Genomic DNA, 19,988 nt, shown 5'->3' on the forward strand with positions numbered 1-19,988 from the left:
AATGCCTATCGCACTTTTCGCCCTTGCTGTCGGAGCATTCGGTATCGGTCTGACTGAATTTGTCATTGCCGGAATTCTCCCGCAAATTGCCGCAGAATTTAGTGTCAGCATTCCTAAAGCGGGATTGTTGGCGACTTCCTACGCGCTTGGCGTCTTTGTCGGCGCACCGCTGTTAACCGTGCTGGGCGCAAGAGTTCCTCGTAAGGCTATGCTGATCGCGTTAGCGGGAATTTTTACTCTGGGCAATGTTATTACAGCACTTGCGCCGACGATGGCGGTAGCGGTTGTGGGTCGTATTATCACCTCATTTAATCACGGAGCATTTTTCGGTATAGGTTCAATTATTGCTGCATCGCTGGTCGCGCCCGGTCGTCAGGCAAGTGCCATCGCCTTTATGTTTTCGGGGCTGACATTAGCCAATCTTCTCGGCGTGCCTGCCGGGACGTGGCTTGCTCAGACATTTAGCTGGAGACTGGTATTTTGGGTAATTGCTGGTATTGGTCTGCTGACAATGGCAAGCGTAGCCATACTGGTTCCACACATTGCGAAAGGTAAGCCTATTGCTTTACGTAACGAGCTTCGGGCCTTTGTTGATCCGCAGGTGCTGCTGGTCATGGGGATTACTATTTTCGGCCCGGCAGCCTTTTTCACGTCTATCACCTATATTGCGCCGATGATGGTTCAAGAAGCCGGTTTCTCCGAAGGCGGCGTGGCGGGGTTAATGGTGTTGTTTGGTCTCGGGCTTGCCGTTGGCAACTGGGTTGGCGGACGATTTGCCGATCGCTCCCTGTTTGGCACGCTTTTCGTCACCCTCGCGGCTCAGGGGATGGTACTACTGGTATTTTGGGTGGGAGTCGAACATCAGTGGATTGCCGGAATTTCAGTATTCCTGATGGCGGCATTCGGCTTTGCGACAGTATCGCCTATTCAGAAGTTGGTGATGGAACGGGCAAGCCAGGCGGGTGCCCCCACGATGGCTGCATCGGTCAATATTGGCATGTTTAATCTGGGAAATGCGCTGGGCGCATGGGCTGGCGGGGTAACTATTGCCGCAGGGTTTGGTCTGGCGTCACCGAACTGGGCGGGCGCTATTCTGTCCTTAATTGCTCTGAGCTTGGCTTATCTTGCCTGGCTCAGTGCTCGTAAAGGATATGTATTAAATGCTGATTCTTACTGATTGAATAATCAAAGACTATTGTTTATCTGTATTAACAACATGTATTGCGGACATCTGTTTAAACTGGGCGATGTCCGCTTTTCGCTCAAAGCAGACTCTCAGCCCCGTCCACTCCGTGTCAGGCGCGGACGTTCTTACGTTGAAATCCTTTCATTTATGAGGATGGAGCAAGCTGTTACAATCCTTCGTCTTTTTCATCCTGACACCCAGAAATAATGATAAATAAAATATTGGTCAGTGCTTGCCTGATGGGCCTGAAAGTCCGTTATAACGGAAAAGAGAAAGCGCAGATGACTCATCAACTTGCTCGCTGGCAACAGGAGCAGCGCCTGGTGATCCACTGCCCTGAGTTAGCGGCCGGGCTACCTGTTCCAAGACCACCTGCAGAGATTGTGTCGGCTGATGGTAAAGACGTAATGTGCGGACAAGCCAGAATAATTGAAAATACTGGAAGGGATGTTACGAAGCATTATCAACTTGCAGCCTGGCTGGCTCTGCAAGCAGCACGAGAATCCGGGTGCACTGCTGCATTGTTAACTGATGGTAGTCCAACGTGCGGAAGCCAGTTTATCTATGACGGTTCTTTCCGTAGTCAGCGTAAACCGGGTATGGGAGTGGCGGCATCGCTGCTCTCCGAACATGGCATTGCGGTATTTTCAGAAACGCAGTTTGCAGAGCTTGTGAGCTGGATTGAAGAACGGGAATGAAGGGTTCCCCAGGTTTAAGCCGAACGGTATCAGATTCGCTTTTCGTTCAGGATGTGCCTGCCGGGCTCGCGCCGCGGCAGGCGGTTTACATCAGAGCGTCATCATCATTTCATGCCAGGCCATGCCGCCGTGATCGGAGGCAGACGGCCTGATGTACTGGTAGCCAAAGTGGGCATAGAGATCGACGTGGCGATCCTTGCACATCAGGTGAAGGGTCTTTTTATTCATCGCTCTCATCTTCGACACGAATTCACGCATCAGCAGCGACGAATAGCCTTTGCCCTGGTAAGCCGGGTCGACCACCACGGACATGATCACCGCGTTTGGCGCCGCGGGATCGTGCCCCACCAGCTCCTTAAACTCTTCGTCGGACATCACCACATCCCACGCGCAGCCCGCATTAATAAAGCCGATGACCTTGCCCTCCAGCTCCATGCAGAGGAAGCCTTCCGGGTAGCGGTTAATACGGGTGGCAATTTTTTCACGCGTTGCCGCTTCATCCCCTTCATAGGCGGTGATTTCAATCTCAAAGCAACGATCGACGTCAGCAGGGGTTGCCTGGCGGAATACCGGGGTGGTCATGTTTTTACCTCTTCATCGTGTTATGGCCGACAGGTTACCTTTTCCTGAGTGCGTGTGCGTCAGAATTTGGCTAATCCGCCGACTTAACGATGTAGGTCACCACCCCAAAGATATCGAGAGAGTCCTCACTGCCCACAAGGATCGGCGAATAGGCGCTGTTCATCGGGTTAAGCTGCACCCGGGGCCTGAGCTGGAGGCGTTTTACCGTAAATTCCCCTTCCACCGCGGCGATAACAATATCTCCGTGCTGCGCGGTTCTGGCGCTGTCGACAATCAACAGATCGCCGTCGCCGATGCCGGCATCAATCATCGAATCCCCCGCCGCCTTGACGAAATAGGTCGAGCTGGGGTGTTGAACAAGTAATTTATTCAGATCGATACGCTGCTCAACGTAGTCCTGGGCCGGACTGGGAAAGCCGCACTGCACCACATCGCTGAAAAGGGGGAGCGCAATTACCTCGCGCAGCGCTGAAAGTTGGTAAAACTCCATGATTCGTTCCTCGAATACTGTTTTTATATACAGTAGTCGTGACGAGAGGCGCAATCAAGTCGTGGGCCAGCAACGGCAGTTTATTGCTTAACCGCTTCGCTTATAAGTGATTATTGCAGCTAGAAATATTTGTTTTGTAAATGTTTTCAGGACGGGTGCGCAGCGATTCTTTCTGCAAAGCCCGGGGGATCGACTATTTTTTAATTTCAGACACCGGTTGTTTATCTGCTGAAAGGTAAATCCCATGCTTCCTAAGCTTATCGTTCTCGTCGTCGCTTTACTCTCCGTCAGCGCGCAAGCGGGTGCTGACAACACGCCCCAACAGCCCGAAAATAAGGCCGAGGTTATCACCCAGAACAGTGGCGATAAGGGGGAGTCTGATCATGAAAGCGTGGTATTCCTGGCGCAAGGCATGAGTGGATTTATTGGTTTTTAATGCAGAATTAGATGTGATGTACGAAATAAGATATCCTGTCGACTTCAGGACATTTACATCATCAGGCATTTACCAATGAGCATAATCGATATTAACAGGATGAAACTGTTTTTATGGCGTAAATATTTACCTTTGTTACAAAGTTATAGCGCCGCGAAAGGTATACCATACGACTATTATTCCGTTTTTTTAAAAGATGCAGAAAATAATCGTTATATTTTGCAGAACATACAGGACTGGGATAACGCCCAGGATGCCTCTTTATCATTATCGTCGCTGTATCAGAATGGCAATATTGTAAAAAAACTTGTCGATATTCCTGAGATGGACGCCGAGATCGTCCATTACAAAAAAAATTATGCGCAGACTTATAAAAGCATTATTGCATTTGCGCTCGATCGCACCCTGAAGGTTATTACGCTAAAGACGCAGATTGCCCGCCTGAAAGGCAGAGTGATTTCAGGCGCAAAATCGGATACCGAAACCATCAGCCGTGACCGTTTTAATTTACTCAGGCTACTGGTCGCCAGCTATGTTAATCAGCGGCCCTCACGCACCGCGTCCGGGTTTAGTGTGGATGAGGTGATCGCCCTGCTGTATGGCACGCTGTGGTATAAGCACATTAAAAATGAAGCCTTCAGACGAAAAATAAAACTGCTGCTGGAGTCGCTGGTGATAAGCGGAGATTTAACCGAAGACCAGGGTGTCTATTACGTTCAGGGCCAGGCAATTACCACCCTCGTTGAGTATGAGAAAGAGGATCGCCGGGTTACTCAGCAACAAAAGATGCACAAAAATATTGTCCGCTTTATGTTCGTTATTACCGTTGCCACCTTATTGATTATTCTGGTGTTGCTGGGCATGGCCGGGATCGTCGATTTATCTGCCATCTGGCAAAAAATCCTGCAAATTAAACCGGTCCGGTTTATGCTGAAATTCATCTAAAAACAGGAAGTGACGCCAGTGGAACACAAGTTTGATATCAAAACCTTAAGAACCATTCATACGCTTTGCTCCTGCGGCAGCGTAATGCAGACCGCGAAGCTCCTGGGCGTCTCTCCCGGTGCCATCAGTTACACCCTCAACAAAGCGCGCAAAATCACCGGTTCGGCCCTCTTTTATCGTTCCAGAACGGGGATGGTGCCGAGCAGCCTGGCAGAAGAGCTCAGCCAAAAATATCAAAAAATAGTCAACGAACTTGACGTAGAGAGCGTCCTTTCCGCAACAGAGAAAAATATCTTTACCGTCAGCTGCTATTCCGTCCTTGAACTGCTGCTGTCAACCGCGCTAATTGCTACCACGGAACAGCTCCCGCGCATCAATTTTTGTTCAGCCATTGAAAACGATGAAGCCAGAATAGCCAGGATCAGAAATAAAGAGGTGGATATTGATATTGGTACCCGCCTTCCGGTGAATAACTCCATCATCCAGCTTAAATTTTTCACCAGCGAAATCTCGGCCATTGTCCGGCACAACCATCCGGAAATCGGTGAAACATTTTCCCTGTCTGACTGGACGCAGCATCAGCATGCTATCTGGTCCCGGGGAATGCATTTGATCAGCGACAGCGTTGAACAAACCAACCGGTTTAATGCACTTTTCCAGACGCGTAATGTCGCCTTTGTCGCCAGCAGTACGCTCAATCTGGTGATGCTTTGCGCCCACAGCGACCTTATCATTTTGTTACCAACGTTAATTGCTAAAAATATTAAGCCCCTGCTCCCGATAAAAGTTCTGGATGTTCCAGCAGAACTTGATATGTCTTATGAGTGTTATCTTCATTATCATCACTCCCTCGCCACCAACCCCATGCTGGGAAAATTAATTCAGCAGTTTCAGTCTACGGTGACATAAGGCCAGAGGTCATAACTTCAGTAATTACAGGACAATTCAAATAATTTAAATCGAGTATTTAAATTTTCGCGGCCGTTTTAATTTTACAGCCCCCTCCTTCATCTATAACCTAGCTGCTCCCTTTTAACTCTCTATAACTCGATATTATTATGCGTACTGTTTTCTTAAGCGATAATTATTATCTTTGTTCAGGCATTCATTGCTCAAAGCTGAATACTGTATTTATGAGTAATGATGCAGATCTGGACCAGCTGGATGAGTTGGGTACATTTCGGGATGTCATCATCGCTATTGCCCACGATGGCCTGCGTAACCAGGTTATTAAAAAAGTAAGGCAGGAGAAATCCAGATATATTGTTTTACTGAACGAAATTGAGGCTGATTGCTACATCAAAATAGATAACATCATTTACTCATCGTTGCGCTTTACCCTGCAACCCTTGCAGCATCTGATCAACTTTTTTCCTCACTTCAGGCAGCATCACTTTACGCGCCGGGAATACGACGTGCTGAAGCTGGTTCACCTGGAGAATCATAAAATTGCCAGGCGTCTGAGCCTGTCGCAAAAAACCACCAGCACCTACCGTATCAAGATTCAGGAGAAGCTGAACATGCGAGCAAAAAATATGCTCGCTATGCACAGGGTCAGATCCGCCATCATCGACCCGTCATTGTGACAGCAGTTTGATAGCCACTCCCGCCAGGCAGTGGCGCGCGCCTTAAAACTGATAGCTGTAGTTCAGGCTGGCAAACCACAGGTACGGATCGTCATAGCTGCCTTTCAGGATCGCCGGAGACTGCACCCGGGAAGACTGCATATGCAGATACGAAACCGCGAAACCAATATTGCTTTGCGGTGTTATCTGATATTGCGCGCCGGTGGCGAAACGCCATTCGTCGCCGGTCGGGAGCGACAGCGCCACGTCACTCTGCGATTCATAGATGGTGCTGTCAAACGCCACCCCGGCATTGATACGCCACTGCTCTGTCGGGCGATACTGCACCCCCAGCGCCGTGTGCCAGGAGTCTTTGAGGCGGTTTTTCTTGTCGAGATCCTGCCCTACCACGGTAATTTGCGGGCTACCGAACTGGCTCCAGTCCTGCCAGCCCAGATCGCCCATTACCGACCACGTCTGATTAATATCATGCACCAGGCTTAACATGATCTGCTGCGGAGCCCTGACCTGCGCCGAGATCGGCAGATCGTATTCAACGTTCGGCAGGTTCGGGAAGCGGGCCTTGCCGTCAATATCAAAGTCATATTCGGTTTTACTGGTCCAGGTGATCCCCGCCCGGGTCTGGTCGGTGAGTTCCATCAGTAATCCCAGTCGATAGCTCATGGCCCAGTCGTGATCTTTTTCGGTTTTATCATCACCGTCGACGTTGCGCGTCAGCGAGAAGAGTCCGTAGTTAACGTTGACCGAGCCGCCAATCGACACCCGGTCGTTCAGCTTATAAGCCAGCGAAGGGCTTAGGGTCAGAGCGACCATTGCGCTCTTCTTGAGAAGCCTGTCGCCCGCCCACTCACCGTAGTCGGTCGCCAGGCCGTAGTTGCCGTACATGCCGATCCCGGCATACAGATCGTCATTGATTTTTTGCGCGTAAAAGCCGCTGGCATTGGGGAACGCGCTCATGATATCGCCCGGGCTTTTTCGGCCGGACTCGTTGTCCAGGGTGTAAGGAATGTTCCCGTCCATCATCTGCACGCCGCCGGTGAACATGTGATCCGGAAGGCGGGTCATCCCGGCCGGGTTGGTGACAATGGTTGACGCATCCTGGGCGCGCGCCGCCTGCCCCGCACCGGCAAGGGCCGTATCTTCCGTGCCGATTTCGTAGAAGTAGAGACCACTGGCATGGCCCGTCTGGGCGAAAAGCAGCCCCAGACATATCACCGTCAATTTTTTCATTTGCCACCTGCTTATTGTTGTCTGTTTAGTAAACGTAAATAGCGCCCCTGCGCTCACCCTTGCTGTGTCCCTGATAAACCGGAGCAGGGATCTTCCGGGGAAAACGCGGAGATTTCTTCAGAAAAGCCTTAAACGGACTGAAAACCGTCCCCTTGCGCTGTTTCGTGCCGCGCTCACATGCCAGGCGGCACCATGACCTTAGTCCATCGCATAACCATTCTCATTTACAGGCCGGAGCCCACGTTGAAATAGACCGCCTGCTCGTGATCGCTGAAGGCCACGTCCACCCCGGTGTGTAACCCGTACTGCCGGGCAATCAGATAGCGAAACCCGGTGCCCCAGGCCACTTCTGCGCTGGTGTAGAGATCGCTTGCATGATCTTCAGCGCTACCGGCCCCGACAAACCCCTGCACAACCCAGCGCGGCGTCACCTGCCAGCCGAGCTGGGCCTGCACGGTGCTGACATCCTCGCCCTGATAGCGATAGCTGGAGATCCCCCGCAGCTTGATATAGGGGCGTGCCATCGGCGGCAGGTGTTGATCCTGTTGGGAGAGCATTTGATAGTTCCCGGCGAGCGACAGCGTCCAGGTGGGGTTCAGCGGCAGGAAAACTTTGCCGTCCAGGGTCAGCAGATCGTAGCGGTAATCGCCTCCCAGGAAGTGGCCGTAAAACTGGTACTCACCGCTGAGCGAGACCCCTTGCCCCGGCCAGAAGAAGTTATCGGTGGTGTCATATTCCGCCACCACGCCAAGCGACGAAGAGGTGCTGTCATCTCCCAACACCCGCTGCCACACGCGATCGATAACCGGATTGTTTTTGGCGGCGATATCCGCCTTGCTCCAGGACTGGGACGCACCGAGAAACACCGGCGAATCCCCGACGCGGAACAGCAGTTTGTGCATACCGCCGTAGCCCTGGGTTTCGGTGTTGATGGCTTTGTTGCGGCTGAACCCGGCGACATCGCCGGAATAGATATCAAGATTGATATCGGCATAGCCGCCAGCAATCAGATAGCGGATATGGTCCTCCTGCCAGGTCCGCCGGTGGCCACCGCCGACAAACCAGGTGCCGTTTTCAGTGCCGCCTCCGCCGAATGCCGTCATCGCCGGAGGGATAAATCGCCCGTTAGCCTGGGTGCCTTTCCCGTGCAGAAACAGGCCAAACAGCCCGCCGCCGTAGCCGATGGCGGGCTCAGTGATCACCACCGGGATCGGCAGAAATCCGTAAGGCTTATCCTCAAGGTTATGGCTCATATCCAGCATGCCGTCTTCAGGATCGATCAGGCCAACCGACGTGGCTTGCCCGCAACAGAGTGCAGTCAGCAGCAACAGCCGCTTCATCCTTTATCACCGTCGGGAGCCGACGCCGGAGCCGGATACCAGTTCTCTTTCGCCACCATCACCGCGCCCTCTGGCTGCATCACGAAGTTCGGCGACATGATCTGCACGTTAAACTCGTTGAACACGTCCTGTATGTGGCTGTGCAGTTCGTTGCGGGCCATCGCCAGCGACTGGCCCGGCAGAAGCCGGACCTGCAACTCATAGGCGATATACCAGTCCATCAGGCTCAGCTGACGCACCAGCGGCGCGTGGGTATGATCGATGCCCTGCGCCCGCTTGGCGGCCAGCTCCAGCATGGCGTGGACCTGCCGCCAGGGGGTGTCGTAGCCGATGGTAACGCCCACCGTCAGGTTCACCCCGCCGTCCGGGTTCTGCACGCTGAGGTTGGTGATTTTGCCGCTCACCACCACCGCATTGGGCACCGTCACCACGTAATTTTCCCGGGTGATGATCTTGGTGGCGAGCATGCCTATCTCGCTCACCTGCCCCTCGTTATCCCCCACCCGGATCACATCGCCTTTGCGCAGCGCGCGGGAATAGGTCAGCACCAGACCGCTCATGGCGTGGTTCATCACCCCCGCCGATCCCAGGGTGAGCATTAAACCGAAGAAGACGCTGATCCCCTTAAAGGCCAGCGAGTTGGCACCGGGTAAAAAGGGGTACGCCGCAGAGAGGGCAAACAGCCACACCACCACCGAAATCAGCTTGCGGGTAGCGCCGACGGTTTCCGGGTGGATCCCCGGCAGCTGCAGCCGCCCCGCCTCTACCTGGTTCAGGACCACTTTCAGCAGCTTGAGGATAAACGCGGTGATAAGAAAAATGAGCATAACGATCAGCAGCCCCGGCAGCGCCGAGACAATCGACAGCGCCATCTGCCGCAGCACGCGCATCGACCAGTCGCCGAGAGAGGTTCCCCATACGCGGGTCCAGGGGAAGAGGCTGAAGACCCAACTTAGCCAGAAATAAAACGCGACGATCCCCAGTAAAATCATCAGCAGGGCGTACAGCCGCGTTTCGATGGCACCGATAAAACGCCGCCAGCGATGCGGGATCCAGCTACGGTTCTCAATGATCCGCTGACGATAAAAACGCCGCACCCAGCGCCAGGAGCGGTATGCGCCATAACAGAAGAGAATGAAGACCAGGAATCCCGCCGCCGCTTTTACGGTGGAGAGCGCCAGCCAGCCGGAATCATACTGATCGCGCAGGGCCATACGCTGGGCTTCCATACGGGCCAGCACCCGCTGGGCGGCCTGATCCAGCGTTAAATCATCCCCTTCGTCCAGATCCCCCTGCGCCAGCAGCATCACCGGTTTGCCGTTCATGACGATCAGCCTTCCCTGCTGGTTGTAGCGTGACACCGTCACTATTTTTAGCGGCTCACGCACGTCCTCCTGGGTGAAGTTGCGCAGCGTATTGCGGATACGCAATACCCGCTCCTCGGGCGTGGTCAGGCCAAACTTCGCCTGCAGCATGACGATGGGTTGATGAAAGATATAGACGGTGCGGGCGCGCTCCTGCTCGGTGGGCGCCTGACGCGGTTCCGCTGCGTGCGAAATAAAAGCAAAACCAGAGAGAAAACACGTTAACAGTACGAGCAGGATCCTGTTCATTTCCACCACCCGAAACGCGCAATTATCGTTATTTTTCAGACTGCCCGCGAAACGGCTGGTCTGTGCTCATTTGAGCGTAGACCAGCGTTTCGCTAATGCAATACCACTCAGAAACGGATCTTCATCCCCAGCGAGGCCGAGATGTCGGCATCGAGACTGGTTTTGCCGCTGTTGTCCCAGGTTTTGCCCACTTCGGTGTAGGCCTGAACGTCATCGGTCACCATCCAGGTGGCACCCACTGCCGCCTCGGTGGCGGAGAACTGCTGGTTGGCCTTCAGCGTGGTTTTGCCGTTGCTGTTGGCGGTATTGCGGTAGGTCACCTCATCCTGGCCGTCGGTCAGCTCCTGCCAGTAGTTCACACGCACGTACGGCTTCACTATGCCGTGGTTGGTGTCGTACTCCGCGGTGAGACGCGCCCCCAGACGGCCAATCACCGCGCTGTCGGCCTTGACGCTGACGCGGGTTTTGGCCGGATCCTTGAGGGTGACGTCATCGAAATCACTCCACTGCCAGATCAGCTGGGCCTGAGGCTCAAATGCCCAGCCGGTATCGCCAAAGTACCAGGGTTTACCCACTTCCACGGAGGCGGTCACCGAGTTGCCGTCCGGATGGTAGGTTTCATGGTCGGTCATGTTTTTCAGATCGACCGAGTGATAGCCGTACTGCAGAACGTTATCGACGTACAAGCCGTCGGTGTCGGTCCAGGTGGCATAGCCGCCAAGGTAGGTGGAGAAGGTGGAGTTATACGCCGCCCCGCCGCTCATCCCGGTATTGCCGTCGATGGCGCTGTCGATATCCATAAAGGTGGTGTACATCCCGGCACGCCACTTATCGTCCTGCCACAGATCGAGCCCCATCTGCATGCCGTTGTACTGGCTGTGGCTGGTGCTGCCTGTGGCGTCATCCAGTTTCTGATCGACGGTTTTGGTCAGGTAACGCGCCCAGAAACGTCCCTCCTGGTCGGCAGGGTTGTCCGCCCGGTAAGGCCGCTCGTCGCCCTGGCGCAGGTGCAGGGTGCCCAGCACAAACAGGTCCGCCTGACGGATAATGGACGGCAGCGTATCGAAGCCCGGCACGTCCGGGCGATAGCCGGCACGCAGGAACCAGTCTTCGCCCGCGCCATTAATATCCCCCGCAAATAGCTGGTACTCCCAGGCCCCGGCGGTCAGATAGTCGGAGCCGAGTGTGAAGGCGTCTTTGGTGGTTTGCGCCGTGGTGACGCCGCCGTTGATGGCATCGACCACCAGAATGCCGTCGCCCTCGGTGGGCTCCCCAAGCCGGCTGACGTCGATATCCAGCAGGGTGGTGCCGCTGGCGGTTCCGCCGTCGATCACCAGATGGTCCGCCACGCCGGGGCTGTTCTGCTGGGCGGCAATTTTCAGCGTGCCGTCAAGACCCACATAGTCGCCCTGCACCGTCAGCGTCGAGCCCACATCGCCGCCGCGCAGATTCACCGTGCCCTGGTTCACCAGGTTCGCCACGGTCTGATTATGCCCGCCGGTATCAAGCAGACCGTTGCTGCTGACAATATGGCTGGAGGCACTGCTGAACCGGTTCTCGCCACCTGCCAGTAACGTGCCGTTTTCCACCAGCGTATAGCCGGACCACGTGTTGAGCCCGTTCAGGACGGTAGTGCCCTCACCGCGCTGAATAAAATCACCGGTTCCGCTAATGATGCCGTTGAGATCCAGGGTGTTGGCGCGATCCACCACCAGCGTCGCCAGGTTGACGATATTCCCCAGCACGCTGCCGCTGTTGCCGCCGTTCCCCAGTTGCAGGGTACCGTTACGGATAGTGGTTTCGCCCTGGAAGCTGCTGTCCTGAGTCAGGGTCAGGGTGCCGTCACCCTGTTTCGCCAGATTGCCGCTGCCGCCTATCGCCGTGAGCAGCGAGACATCGTTGCCGTTGGTGTCGATCGCCCCGCCGTCCCCGGCGAGCGTCACGGCGCGGGCGGTATCAAACGCGGCACCGTAGCGCAGCGTACCGCCGCTGAGGGTGATGCCAGTGCCCGCAGCGCCGAGATTCGGATCGCCGGAAACCTGCAACACCCCGCCGCTGACGGCGGTCCCGCCCTGATAGGTATTGCTGCCGTTCAGCACCAGAGTGCCGAGATCGGTTTTATTCAGCCCGCCGCTGCCGGCAATGAGAGAGTTAATGGTGGCGGTATAGCCTGCACCGTCCAGGGTGCCATCGCCGACCCGCAGAACGGTGTCGGCGGTGTTGGTGGTGATCACCCCGTCGTTAATAACGTAGCCGTCAGTCATAAACTGCGCGCCGCTGATGGTCACCGCCCCGAGGCTGTTATCCACCGTCACGGTGCCGGACTCGCCGCCAAACACCGCGAAGGCGCCATCGCTGAACGGGGTGTTAAATGCCCCTTCCGGGTTAGTGCGATCGGTGGTCCAGTTATCATTGCCGTTGCTGTTCTGCCAGACGCCGTTACCGCCGTCGATCACGTCGTTATTTTTCAGCGACCCGCCCGCGCCGCCAAAGCCATCCCAGAAGCGCATGGTGTACCCGGTGCGGTTCACGAGGTTAACCTGGCCGTCGATTGAGGTCTGGACATAGAGATCGTCTGCCGCCGCGGGAGCCGTGCCGATCTCCAGAATGTTGTTGGTCAGGGTGCCGCTGTAGTCGATCACGCGATAGACGCCGACGTCAAAATTCCCGCCCGGGGTCTGGGTGATATTGAGCTTGCCGTCGAGGTTGAGGTCGCCGTTCACCGTCAGGAGATCGTTCAGCGCCCCGCCCGGGGTGCCGGACTGGCCGAACTGGAAATCAAGCTGGGCGTTCTGCGCCAGCGTCAGGCTGCCCATGGTGAGTTCGCCCACGCTGTCCAGCGTCGCGCCCGGCGTCAAATGGCCATCATCCGCCACGCTGACGCTGCCGCCCAGGGTTCCCGCGCCGCCAAGGGTAGCCCCGGCATCGACGGTCGCCGCCCCGGAGGCCGCACTCTGGTCGCCGTTGACCAGCAACACGCCCTGCTGAACCGCAGTCGCGCCGGAGTAGCTGTTATCCCCGGTCAGGGTCAGGGTGCCGCCGCCGGTTTTCACCAGCCCGCCGCCAATGCCGCTGATAATCCCGCTGATGGTGTCGTTCAGGCCGAGGTTACCTTCCGTCAGGGTGGCCGCGCCCAGGTCGACGTTCCCGGCCCCGGAGAGGGACCCGATAGCGGTATTGCCTGCGGAGCCCGCCAGCGTGACGTTACCGCCCGCCAGGTTACTGATGCGTGCTGACGCCGCCTGGGCATTGCCCGCGAACGCTACCGTGCCGCTGTTGGTGGTCAGGCTGGTTCCCGCGTCGGCGCTGCCGGAGAGCAGCATTTGCGAGTCAGCATCGACGTTAATCGTTGCCGCCCCGCCGCTGCTGGTGTCGCTCAGTTCAAGGGTACCGTTGGTCAGATTGATGGTGCTGCCGTCCGCCGTCGCCGTATCGTTAAAGGCCAGAGTGGCGTTGTTGACGTCAAACAGATGCGACTGGGCCGCGCTGTCGTTATTCACATTCAGGCGCGCCGCGTCGGTCAGGCTCACAGTGCTGTCCGCCCGGCCCAGCGCGCCGGTGGCGTTGGCATTGACGGTCAGGGTGCCGGTGCCGTTTTTACCGGTGATCGTGGTGTTCCCCTGATAGGTATTCGCGACGTTAAGATCCAGCACTCCATCGCCCGTTCCGGTGGAGCTGTCTCTCACCGCCAGCGGGCCGTCGCCGCCAATGCCCCCCTGGGAAGCGAAAGTATTGCCGTACACATCAAACGTACCGCCCGCCACGCCATCGACGATAAACAGGCGGTCGGTGGTGTAATCCGCCCCGGTCTGGAAGGTGGCGCCGTTCTTGAGGAACACAAAGGTCCCGGCGTCGCCGAGGCTGGAATCTTTGGACACTTGCAGCGTGCCGTTCCAGACCTCTGTCCCGCCGCTGTACTGGTTGTCGCCGTTGAGGATCAGACGGCCCGGATCGGTTTTCAGCAGGCGGATCGCCCCGTCGGCATCGCTGTCCTGCACCAGGTCAACGTTGAGAGTGGTATTCACATCCGCACCCGCCGCGCCATCCCCGACGCGAATGGCGAAGTAGCTGTCGCCATGGGTTCCGCCCACCGCGTCATAGCTGTTATCCGGCGTGATCACGCCCGCGATGCCGGTGGACACCATGTGCAGCTGCGAATCCTGGTTGATCAGATCCGGCGTCAGCACATAGCCGTCGGTCGTAAACTGCATCCCGCTGGTGATGACATCGCCAAAGGCATTGCTGACCAGCACGGTATCGGCATCGCCCTGGAAGACGGCAAAGGCGCGCTGGGACCACGGGGCGTTGCCGACGCCGTTGCTCTGGGTCCAGTTGTTACTGGTGCCAGCAATTAAGGCGTTCCAGGAGCCGAATCCGCCATCGACAATGCCGTTGCCGGAGGTGCCGTCGCCGTGGTTGGTGGCGTTCAGATCGCCGTCCCAGAACTGGAGCTGGTTGGAAGGCACCACAAAATCCAGCACCAGGTTGACCTGACTGGCGATGTTGGTCTGAATGGCATACTGGTTGGCATCGTTCGGCGGTAAGGTGCCGATGTCCATGGTGTTATTGATCAGTGCCCCGCCGTAGTTAAACAGGCGATAGACCCCCGGCAGGAAGCTGCCCCCCGCGGTGAGCGCCACGTTCACCACCCCATCAAGGGTGAGATCGCCCGCTACCGTCACCAGATCGTTCAGCGCCCCGCCAGGGGTATAAACTTCTCCCAGCTGGAACTGGCTGTCGGTGTCGCTTGCCAGGGTCAGGTCGCCGTTGATGGTCAGCTCGCCGGTGCCGTTCCCGCGGGCATCATCCCCCGGACGTAATACCGTGCCCGTTTCAAAGACCACGTCGCCGCCCAGGGTGCCGTAGCCGCCGAGGGTACTGCCAGACTGCACGCTGGTCAGCCCGGTGCCGGTCTGCACGCCGTTGATCAGCAGCGTGCCCTGCTCGACGGTAGTGGTTCCGGCGTAGCTGTTATTGCCGCCCAGACGCGTCACGCCGCTGCCCAGCTGGCGGAACGCCCCGCTGCCGGAGATGACGCCGTTTAACGCCACGTCGTCTGAACGGTTGACGGTTAACAGCCCGTTGTCGGTGATGTTGGTGGTGGTGGATAAGCTCCCGGTGGTGCCGCCGTTGCCCAGCGCCAGCTCTGAATCCGGGCCGATCAGCGTATTGCCGGTGTAGGTGTTGTCACCCAGCAGGACGGTGTCGCCGCCGCCGATGCGCTCCATGCCGCCGGAGCCGGAGATGACGCCGCTATAGGTCTGAGCCCCTGCGCCGTCAAAGGACACCAGGCTGTTAGCGCCCACAGTGGCAATGTTGTACTGGCGAACCGTCGCCTCGCCGCTGGTAACGGCATTATCCCCGGTGCGCAGCGTCGCCCCGTTGTTGACGTTGATCTGCGATGCGCCAGAAAGGGCAAGATCGTTGACCACGCGGATATCGGTGGGATCGCCGTCCAGGGTCAGGGTGCTCCAGCCGGTGCCGATGTTGGTGCCCGTTGCCAGATCGTCCGCCGCCAGCGAGCCGATATTCGCCGACCCGGCATTGCTGTGGGTGCCGTTAAAGGTCAGGGTGCTGTTGATGCCCCCTTCGCTCAGCACGTGGCGAACGCGGGTTATGCTCACATCGCCAAAGGTGGCGCTGTCGTTGCCGTCGGCCCCGGTGAAGGTCACGCCGCCCGCGAATTCGCCCGCCGTAAAGCCAAACTGGTCGCTGCCGCTGCCGAGGGTGATCTCCCCCTGGGTGGTTCCGGCGTTGATGTTCATCACATCAACGCCGCTGCCGGTGAGCACCACCTGCGCCGTGTCGCTGGCAGCCCGCAGCGTGCCGGTGTTGACGACAGTGTTATTGGCCGTACCCGAGGCATAAATAACCGTCGCGTCCTCGCTCTGGCTAATGATATTGCCGGTATTGGTGATGGTGCGGCTGACGGCGGTGCCGTTCAGGGCGATCAGCGACTGCGCGTTAGTGGTGCTGGTGGAGGTGATGGTGCCGCTGTTGCTGAATGCCGACGTGTTCTGCGCCAGGATGGTGCTGCCGGTGTCGCTGCTGGTGGTGATGACCCCGCTGTTGCTCAGGCTGCTGGCGTTGGTCGCCTCAATCGCCGCCCCGGCGGTTGACCCCATGGTGATGGAAGTGCCGGAGTTCACGTTGCCGGAGGTGCGCGCCAGCACCCCGGTGCTGTCGGTGCCGTTACCGTTGATGGTGTAGCCGGTGCCGATGGTCAGATCGCCGGTGGTTTGCGAGCCGTCCGCCTGCATAAAGGCAAACCCGCTGCCGCTGCCCGCCACGTTCAGGACGTTGCCAGTGCCTTCTGCGGTGAAGGTCACCGCCGTGCGAATAGCAGGACCATCGCCGGAATTAATGGTCACGTTGTTCAGGTTGATGTTACTGGAGCTGGCATTGTTGTTGATGCCCGCCCCGGTTCCGGTCACGTCGATGGTGGTGTTGCTGGCGTTGAAGGAGGAGGCTCCGGTGCTGTCGATGCGCACCCCGTCCGCACCGTTGCTGGCGGTGATCTGGTTACCCGTGCCGTTGACGGTGAGCGTCGCTCCGTTACCCGCCAGCTGCACCGCCGCCAGGCCGCCGTTGGCGGTGACGGTGCCGAGCTGGCTGACCGTTGCGCCCGCCCCCTGCACCCGCAGACCGATGTTACCGCTGCCAGCGGCCCCCGAAACGGTGATCGCCCCGCTGTTGTTCAGCAGACCCGCGTTCTGAATATCCACGCCAATGTTGTTGGTGCCAGCGACGCTGACCGGCGCGGTGACCGTGGCCTCGCCGTTGTTATGTAAAATAATCCCGGTGCTGCTGTTCCCCAGCAGGTCAATCGCCGCCCCCGCATTCAGGGTGAGATTGCCGAGGTAGCCGACGTTATACCCCACAATACCCGTCTGCCCGGCGGCAGAAGTGATGACCGCATCGGAAGTGACGCGGGTTAAGCGCGGATCGGGATCGATAGTGGCGTCGATGTTGTAGTTACGCCCGTCCACCAGCACGGCGGTGGTGTTATCGCCCGTCAGGTTAATCGCCCCTTCGGTGATCGCCCCGTTGGCCCCGCCGGTCAATTTGACCCCCACCGCACCCGCGCCGGAGACGTTAATGGTGGCATCCCCGGTGGTTAACTGGGTGGCGACGTCATCCGCCGGATCGGCATTGTTCAGATCGTCCACGCCGTTGGCAAAGACCCCCGTCGAGCCCTGGCCTGAAACGTTCAAATCGTAGCTGCTGCCGGTCCCGGTATCACCGTTGAAGACAGCCCCGTGATCGACAACGAAGAGAATCGACTGGGTCTGGGCGCTGTCGGTAATGGTGGCATTGGTGATATTGATGCTGGAGCCCTGGCCCCAGGCGTAATAGCCGATTTGCTGCGAGTTCTGGAACGACAGTGACGCATCTGCCCCGATATCAATGGTGGCATTGCCCCGGGCGTGCACGCCAATCGCCCCCGCCGATAACAGGCTGATATCGGAATCCAGCGTCACCTGGGCGGCATTGTTGTTCAGGCCTTCGGCATAGACGGCGTAGTTGCGGTAGGTGTAAGGCTGGTTATCGGTGCCGCCGGTATCCCCCGCGCTGCCCACCACAATCTCGCTGCTGGCGGTGGAGTTCAGGGAGGCGTTGGCGGACTGCGCCAGGATATTCAGGGCGATGTTGTTGTCACCATCAACAAAAATATTCCCGTTGTTGGTCACCACCCCGCCATTGTCTTTGACGTACATGCCGTAGTTGGCGGCAGCAGAGGTCTCGCCGGTCGACGTTGGCGTCAGGGTACCCAGCACGTTCAGCTGGCCGTTGTTGGTCGCCGCCTCGGTGCCGCCCTCAACCAGCATCGCTGCGGCATTGCGGGTGCCGGAGAGCAGCGTGATGGTACCGTCGGCAGTGTTCTCCATGTTGCCCTGGCCGGTGGTGTACATCCCGGCGCTTAACGCCCCGCTGCCCACCAGATTCACCGCCTCCGGGGTCTCCCCGGAGATAACAGGCGTTGCGCCAAGATAAATTTGCCCGGCATTGGTCACGGTGCCCGTTGACTCACTGTAAATCGCATACCCGGCAGCCCGTCCATCGGGATTACGGCTGTTACCCGTCAGGGTAATAGTGCCGGTATTGCTGAGGGTACTGTTACCGCCAACGGCCATCCCCCATGCGGTACGGGAGGCGTTATCCGTTACCGCAACATTGATGTAACCCTGGTTGGTGAGCGTGGCGTTCGTTACGCCAACCATCCCTACGCTACCGGCGTTGCTCACATTCTGGTTAACGCCGTCTTTCTCAAGGAATAGCCCGGCGTTAATCACCCCGGTATTCAGCGCCGTGCCGTAACTGGCCAGCATCGCCGCCGAGGTGGGGCTACTGCCGCTACTGCGCCAGGCGTTGATGGTGCCGTTGTTGACGATCGCCCCGCCGTCGAATGCCTCCATCACCGCCGAGGCCCCATCCACGGCGAGGCTCGCGTCGGTGGTGACGGTCCCGGTTGCGCCCGTGCCGTTGGCATAGATCACCCGCAAGTCTCCGGTGCCGAGGGTGGCGTTATTGTTATGCGCCAGCCTGTCTTCCCAGACGTTATAGGTGAGATTAATTTGGGTGCTTTGCGCCTGGCTGAGTAACCCGGTGATGATGCTGTTATAGACGGTCTGGGCTTCTACCGCCGAATCAATTACTTCGCCATCCACCTCAGCACCCGCGGTCAGCCAGTACTGAATTTGCGGGCTTCCGGCGTACGCGCCCTGGCCGGTGAGGTAGTTATTTACATCGGCGATGTCATCGGAGGAGGTGATGTTAAATTCGCGGGTACCCACCTGAATCACCCGCCCGCCGGGCAATTCGGTGTAGTTCGGTAACGTCAGGGTGTAGTTATACTGGGTACTTTGCGCCCCCACGCTCTGCGCTTGCGCACTGACCACCGCCGCAGGGCGGAAATGAATGTAGTTATCGGACAGCCAGTTCACTGCGCTGGTAGCGGTCTCTCCCGCATCGGCCCGCGCCAGAGTGGAGTTTTTGGTCAATAGATCGAGAGTGTTTTCCGCTGCGGCTATGGGCGTTGCGCCGTTGGTATCCGCCCCGACGTTAATGTTCGCCGTGCCGCCATCATTCCCCACCTCGGCGATCCCAAACCCATTCATGATCCGGACGGAGTTGGGGTCATACACCGACAACTGCATGTTCCCGACCGGGGTATCATCCGAGGAAACAAAGGTATTTGAGTCGTAAATACTGATGACCTGGAAGCTGCCGTCCAGTCCGGGAACCTCAACGTTGAGCTCCTGATCCTGCTGCGGGTTGGCCGGGTTTGGCGAATAGGTAAACTCACCGATATTGGCTGAAGTAATAGGTGTTTCGACCCCCTGCGAATCGGTGGCCGTGATGGTCAGGATGCGATCGCCTTCGGGCGCAACGGCCCCGGGCAAGGCACTGGTTACTGCCACCGTGCGTCCGCTAACGCCATTCCCGGCAGTGACATCCGGCATTACCGGTATCGGCCCGAGAATATTCAGCGTGGTGCCCGGCGCATAATGATTCGGTAAAACCTCATTATCGATGCTGAATGCAATGCCGGTGTTAATGACGGTATCGAAGTTATAAGCAGGATCGGTTGAGAATAAATAACTGGGGTAAACCGAAGCCCAGTTAACATCGTCAGCAGAAGCGACACCGGATAAACCGAAGAGTAATACCGGAGCGGCGCGGGTGACCAATAAGCGGCGCCGACAACGTTTTGATCCAGTATGCGAAGTAGAAAGTTCACCTACCGCGACAAAACAGCCTGCCACATGGCTCCATACATGACGATATATTTTGTTCATAACATACCCTGTCTAACCCAATAGTTTGAAATCTATGGAAATACGCGGAAAAGTTAAGAAACATTCAGACAATGAATATATT

General features: G+C 57.3%; 12 protein-coding genes. 6 read left to right on the forward strand and 6 right to left on the reverse strand.

Annotation, left to right across the window (positions count from 1 at the left end; genetic code table 11):
* Window position 1: 1 nt before the first annotated feature.
* Together ACOYA6_RS07900 and ACOYA6_RS07905 are read left to right on the forward strand one after the other, a co-directional pair.
* Complete coding sequence (locus tag ACOYA6_RS07900) at window positions 2–1,177, forward strand: MFS transporter (protein WP_422654447.1); 1,176 nt, start codon at window positions 2–4, stop codon at window positions 1,175–1,177.
* A gap of 215 nt (window positions 1,178–1,392) precedes the next feature.
* The gene (locus ACOYA6_RS07905) at window positions 1,393–1,884 is read left to right on the forward strand and encodes a 2-thiouracil desulfurase family protein (RefSeq protein WP_223075405.1); all 492 of its coding nucleotides are present in this window, start codon (window positions 1,393–1,395) and stop codon (window positions 1,882–1,884) included.
* Window positions 1,885–1,974: 90 nt separating this feature from the next.
* Here the strand turns inward: ACOYA6_RS07905 and ACOYA6_RS07910 are convergent, their stop codons facing one another.
* Together ACOYA6_RS07910 and ACOYA6_RS07915 are read right to left on the reverse strand one after the other, a co-directional pair.
* Window positions 1,975–2,466, reverse strand: coding sequence for a GNAT family N-acetyltransferase (locus ACOYA6_RS07910; RefSeq protein ID WP_422654448.1), 492 nt, complete (start codon window positions 2,464–2,466; stop codon window positions 1,975–1,977).
* 70 nt (window positions 2,467–2,536) lie between these two features.
* Window positions 2,537–2,956, reverse strand: coding sequence for a translesion error-prone DNA polymerase V autoproteolytic subunit (locus ACOYA6_RS07915; protein ID WP_039028559.1), 420 nt, complete (start codon window positions 2,954–2,956; stop codon window positions 2,537–2,539).
* A 244-nt stretch (window positions 2,957–3,200) separates the two neighbouring features.
* Between ACOYA6_RS07915 and ACOYA6_RS07920 the strand changes: the two genes are divergently transcribed.
* The 4 genes from ACOYA6_RS07920 to ACOYA6_RS07935 all read left to right on the forward strand — a co-directional run bounded on the left by ACOYA6_RS07920 (window position 3,201) and on the right by ACOYA6_RS07935 (window position 5,923).
* Window positions 3,201–3,392: a hypothetical protein gene (locus ACOYA6_RS07920; protein ID WP_039028558.1), complete on the forward strand. Its 192-nt coding sequence runs from the start codon at window positions 3,201–3,203 to the stop codon at window positions 3,390–3,392.
* 219 nt (window positions 3,393–3,611) lie between these two features.
* Window positions 3,612–4,337 (forward strand): hypothetical protein, encoded by a 726-nt coding sequence (locus tag ACOYA6_RS07925; protein ID WP_422654449.1) that lies wholly within the window; start codon window positions 3,612–3,614, stop codon window positions 4,335–4,337.
* A gap of 18 nt (window positions 4,338–4,355) precedes the next feature.
* Window positions 4,356–5,246 carry a LysR family transcriptional regulator gene (locus ACOYA6_RS07930; RefSeq protein ID WP_422654450.1) on the forward strand — a complete coding sequence of 297 codons (891 nt, stop codon included), beginning with the start codon at window positions 4,356–4,358 and terminating at the stop codon, window positions 5,244–5,246.
* A 149-nt stretch (window positions 5,247–5,395) separates the two neighbouring features.
* Window positions 5,396–5,923 carry a helix-turn-helix transcriptional regulator gene (locus tag ACOYA6_RS07935; protein ID WP_139565240.1) on the forward strand — a complete coding sequence of 176 codons (528 nt, stop codon included), beginning with the start codon at window positions 5,396–5,398 and terminating at the stop codon, window positions 5,921–5,923.
* 42 nt (window positions 5,924–5,965) lie between these two features.
* On the opposite strand, the gene ACOYA6_RS07940 is transcribed toward ACOYA6_RS07935, so the two are convergent.
* From ACOYA6_RS07940 to ACOYA6_RS07955, 4 genes are all read right to left on the reverse strand, one after another.
* Complete coding sequence (locus ACOYA6_RS07940) at window positions 5,966–7,153, reverse strand: OmpP1/FadL family transporter (protein ID WP_139565241.1); 1,188 nt, start codon at window positions 7,151–7,153, stop codon at window positions 5,966–5,968.
* A gap of 224 nt (window positions 7,154–7,377) precedes the next feature.
* The gene (locus tag ACOYA6_RS07945) at window positions 7,378–8,493 is read right to left on the reverse strand and encodes a BamA/TamA family outer membrane protein (protein WP_422654451.1); all 1,116 of its coding nucleotides are present in this window, start codon (window positions 8,491–8,493) and stop codon (window positions 7,378–7,380) included.
* On the reverse strand, window positions 8,490–10,106 hold the full coding sequence (locus tag ACOYA6_RS07950; RefSeq protein WP_039028553.1) for a mechanosensitive ion channel family protein: 1,617 nt from the start codon (window positions 10,104–10,106) through the stop codon (window positions 8,490–8,492). Before ACOYA6_RS07950 ends, ACOYA6_RS07945 begins: the two co-directional genes overlap by 4 nt.
* A gap of 107 nt (window positions 10,107–10,213) precedes the next feature.
* Window positions 10,214–19,906 (reverse strand): autotransporter-associated beta strand repeat-containing protein, encoded by a 9,693-nt coding sequence (locus ACOYA6_RS07955; RefSeq protein WP_422654452.1) that lies wholly within the window; start codon window positions 19,904–19,906, stop codon window positions 10,214–10,216.
* Window positions 19,907–19,988: the final 82 nt, after the last annotated feature.

It is taken from the genome of Leclercia barmai, assembly GCF_049312895.1.
Taxonomy (GTDB): domain Bacteria; phylum Pseudomonadota; class Gammaproteobacteria; order Enterobacterales; family Enterobacteriaceae; genus Enterobacter; species Enterobacter barmai.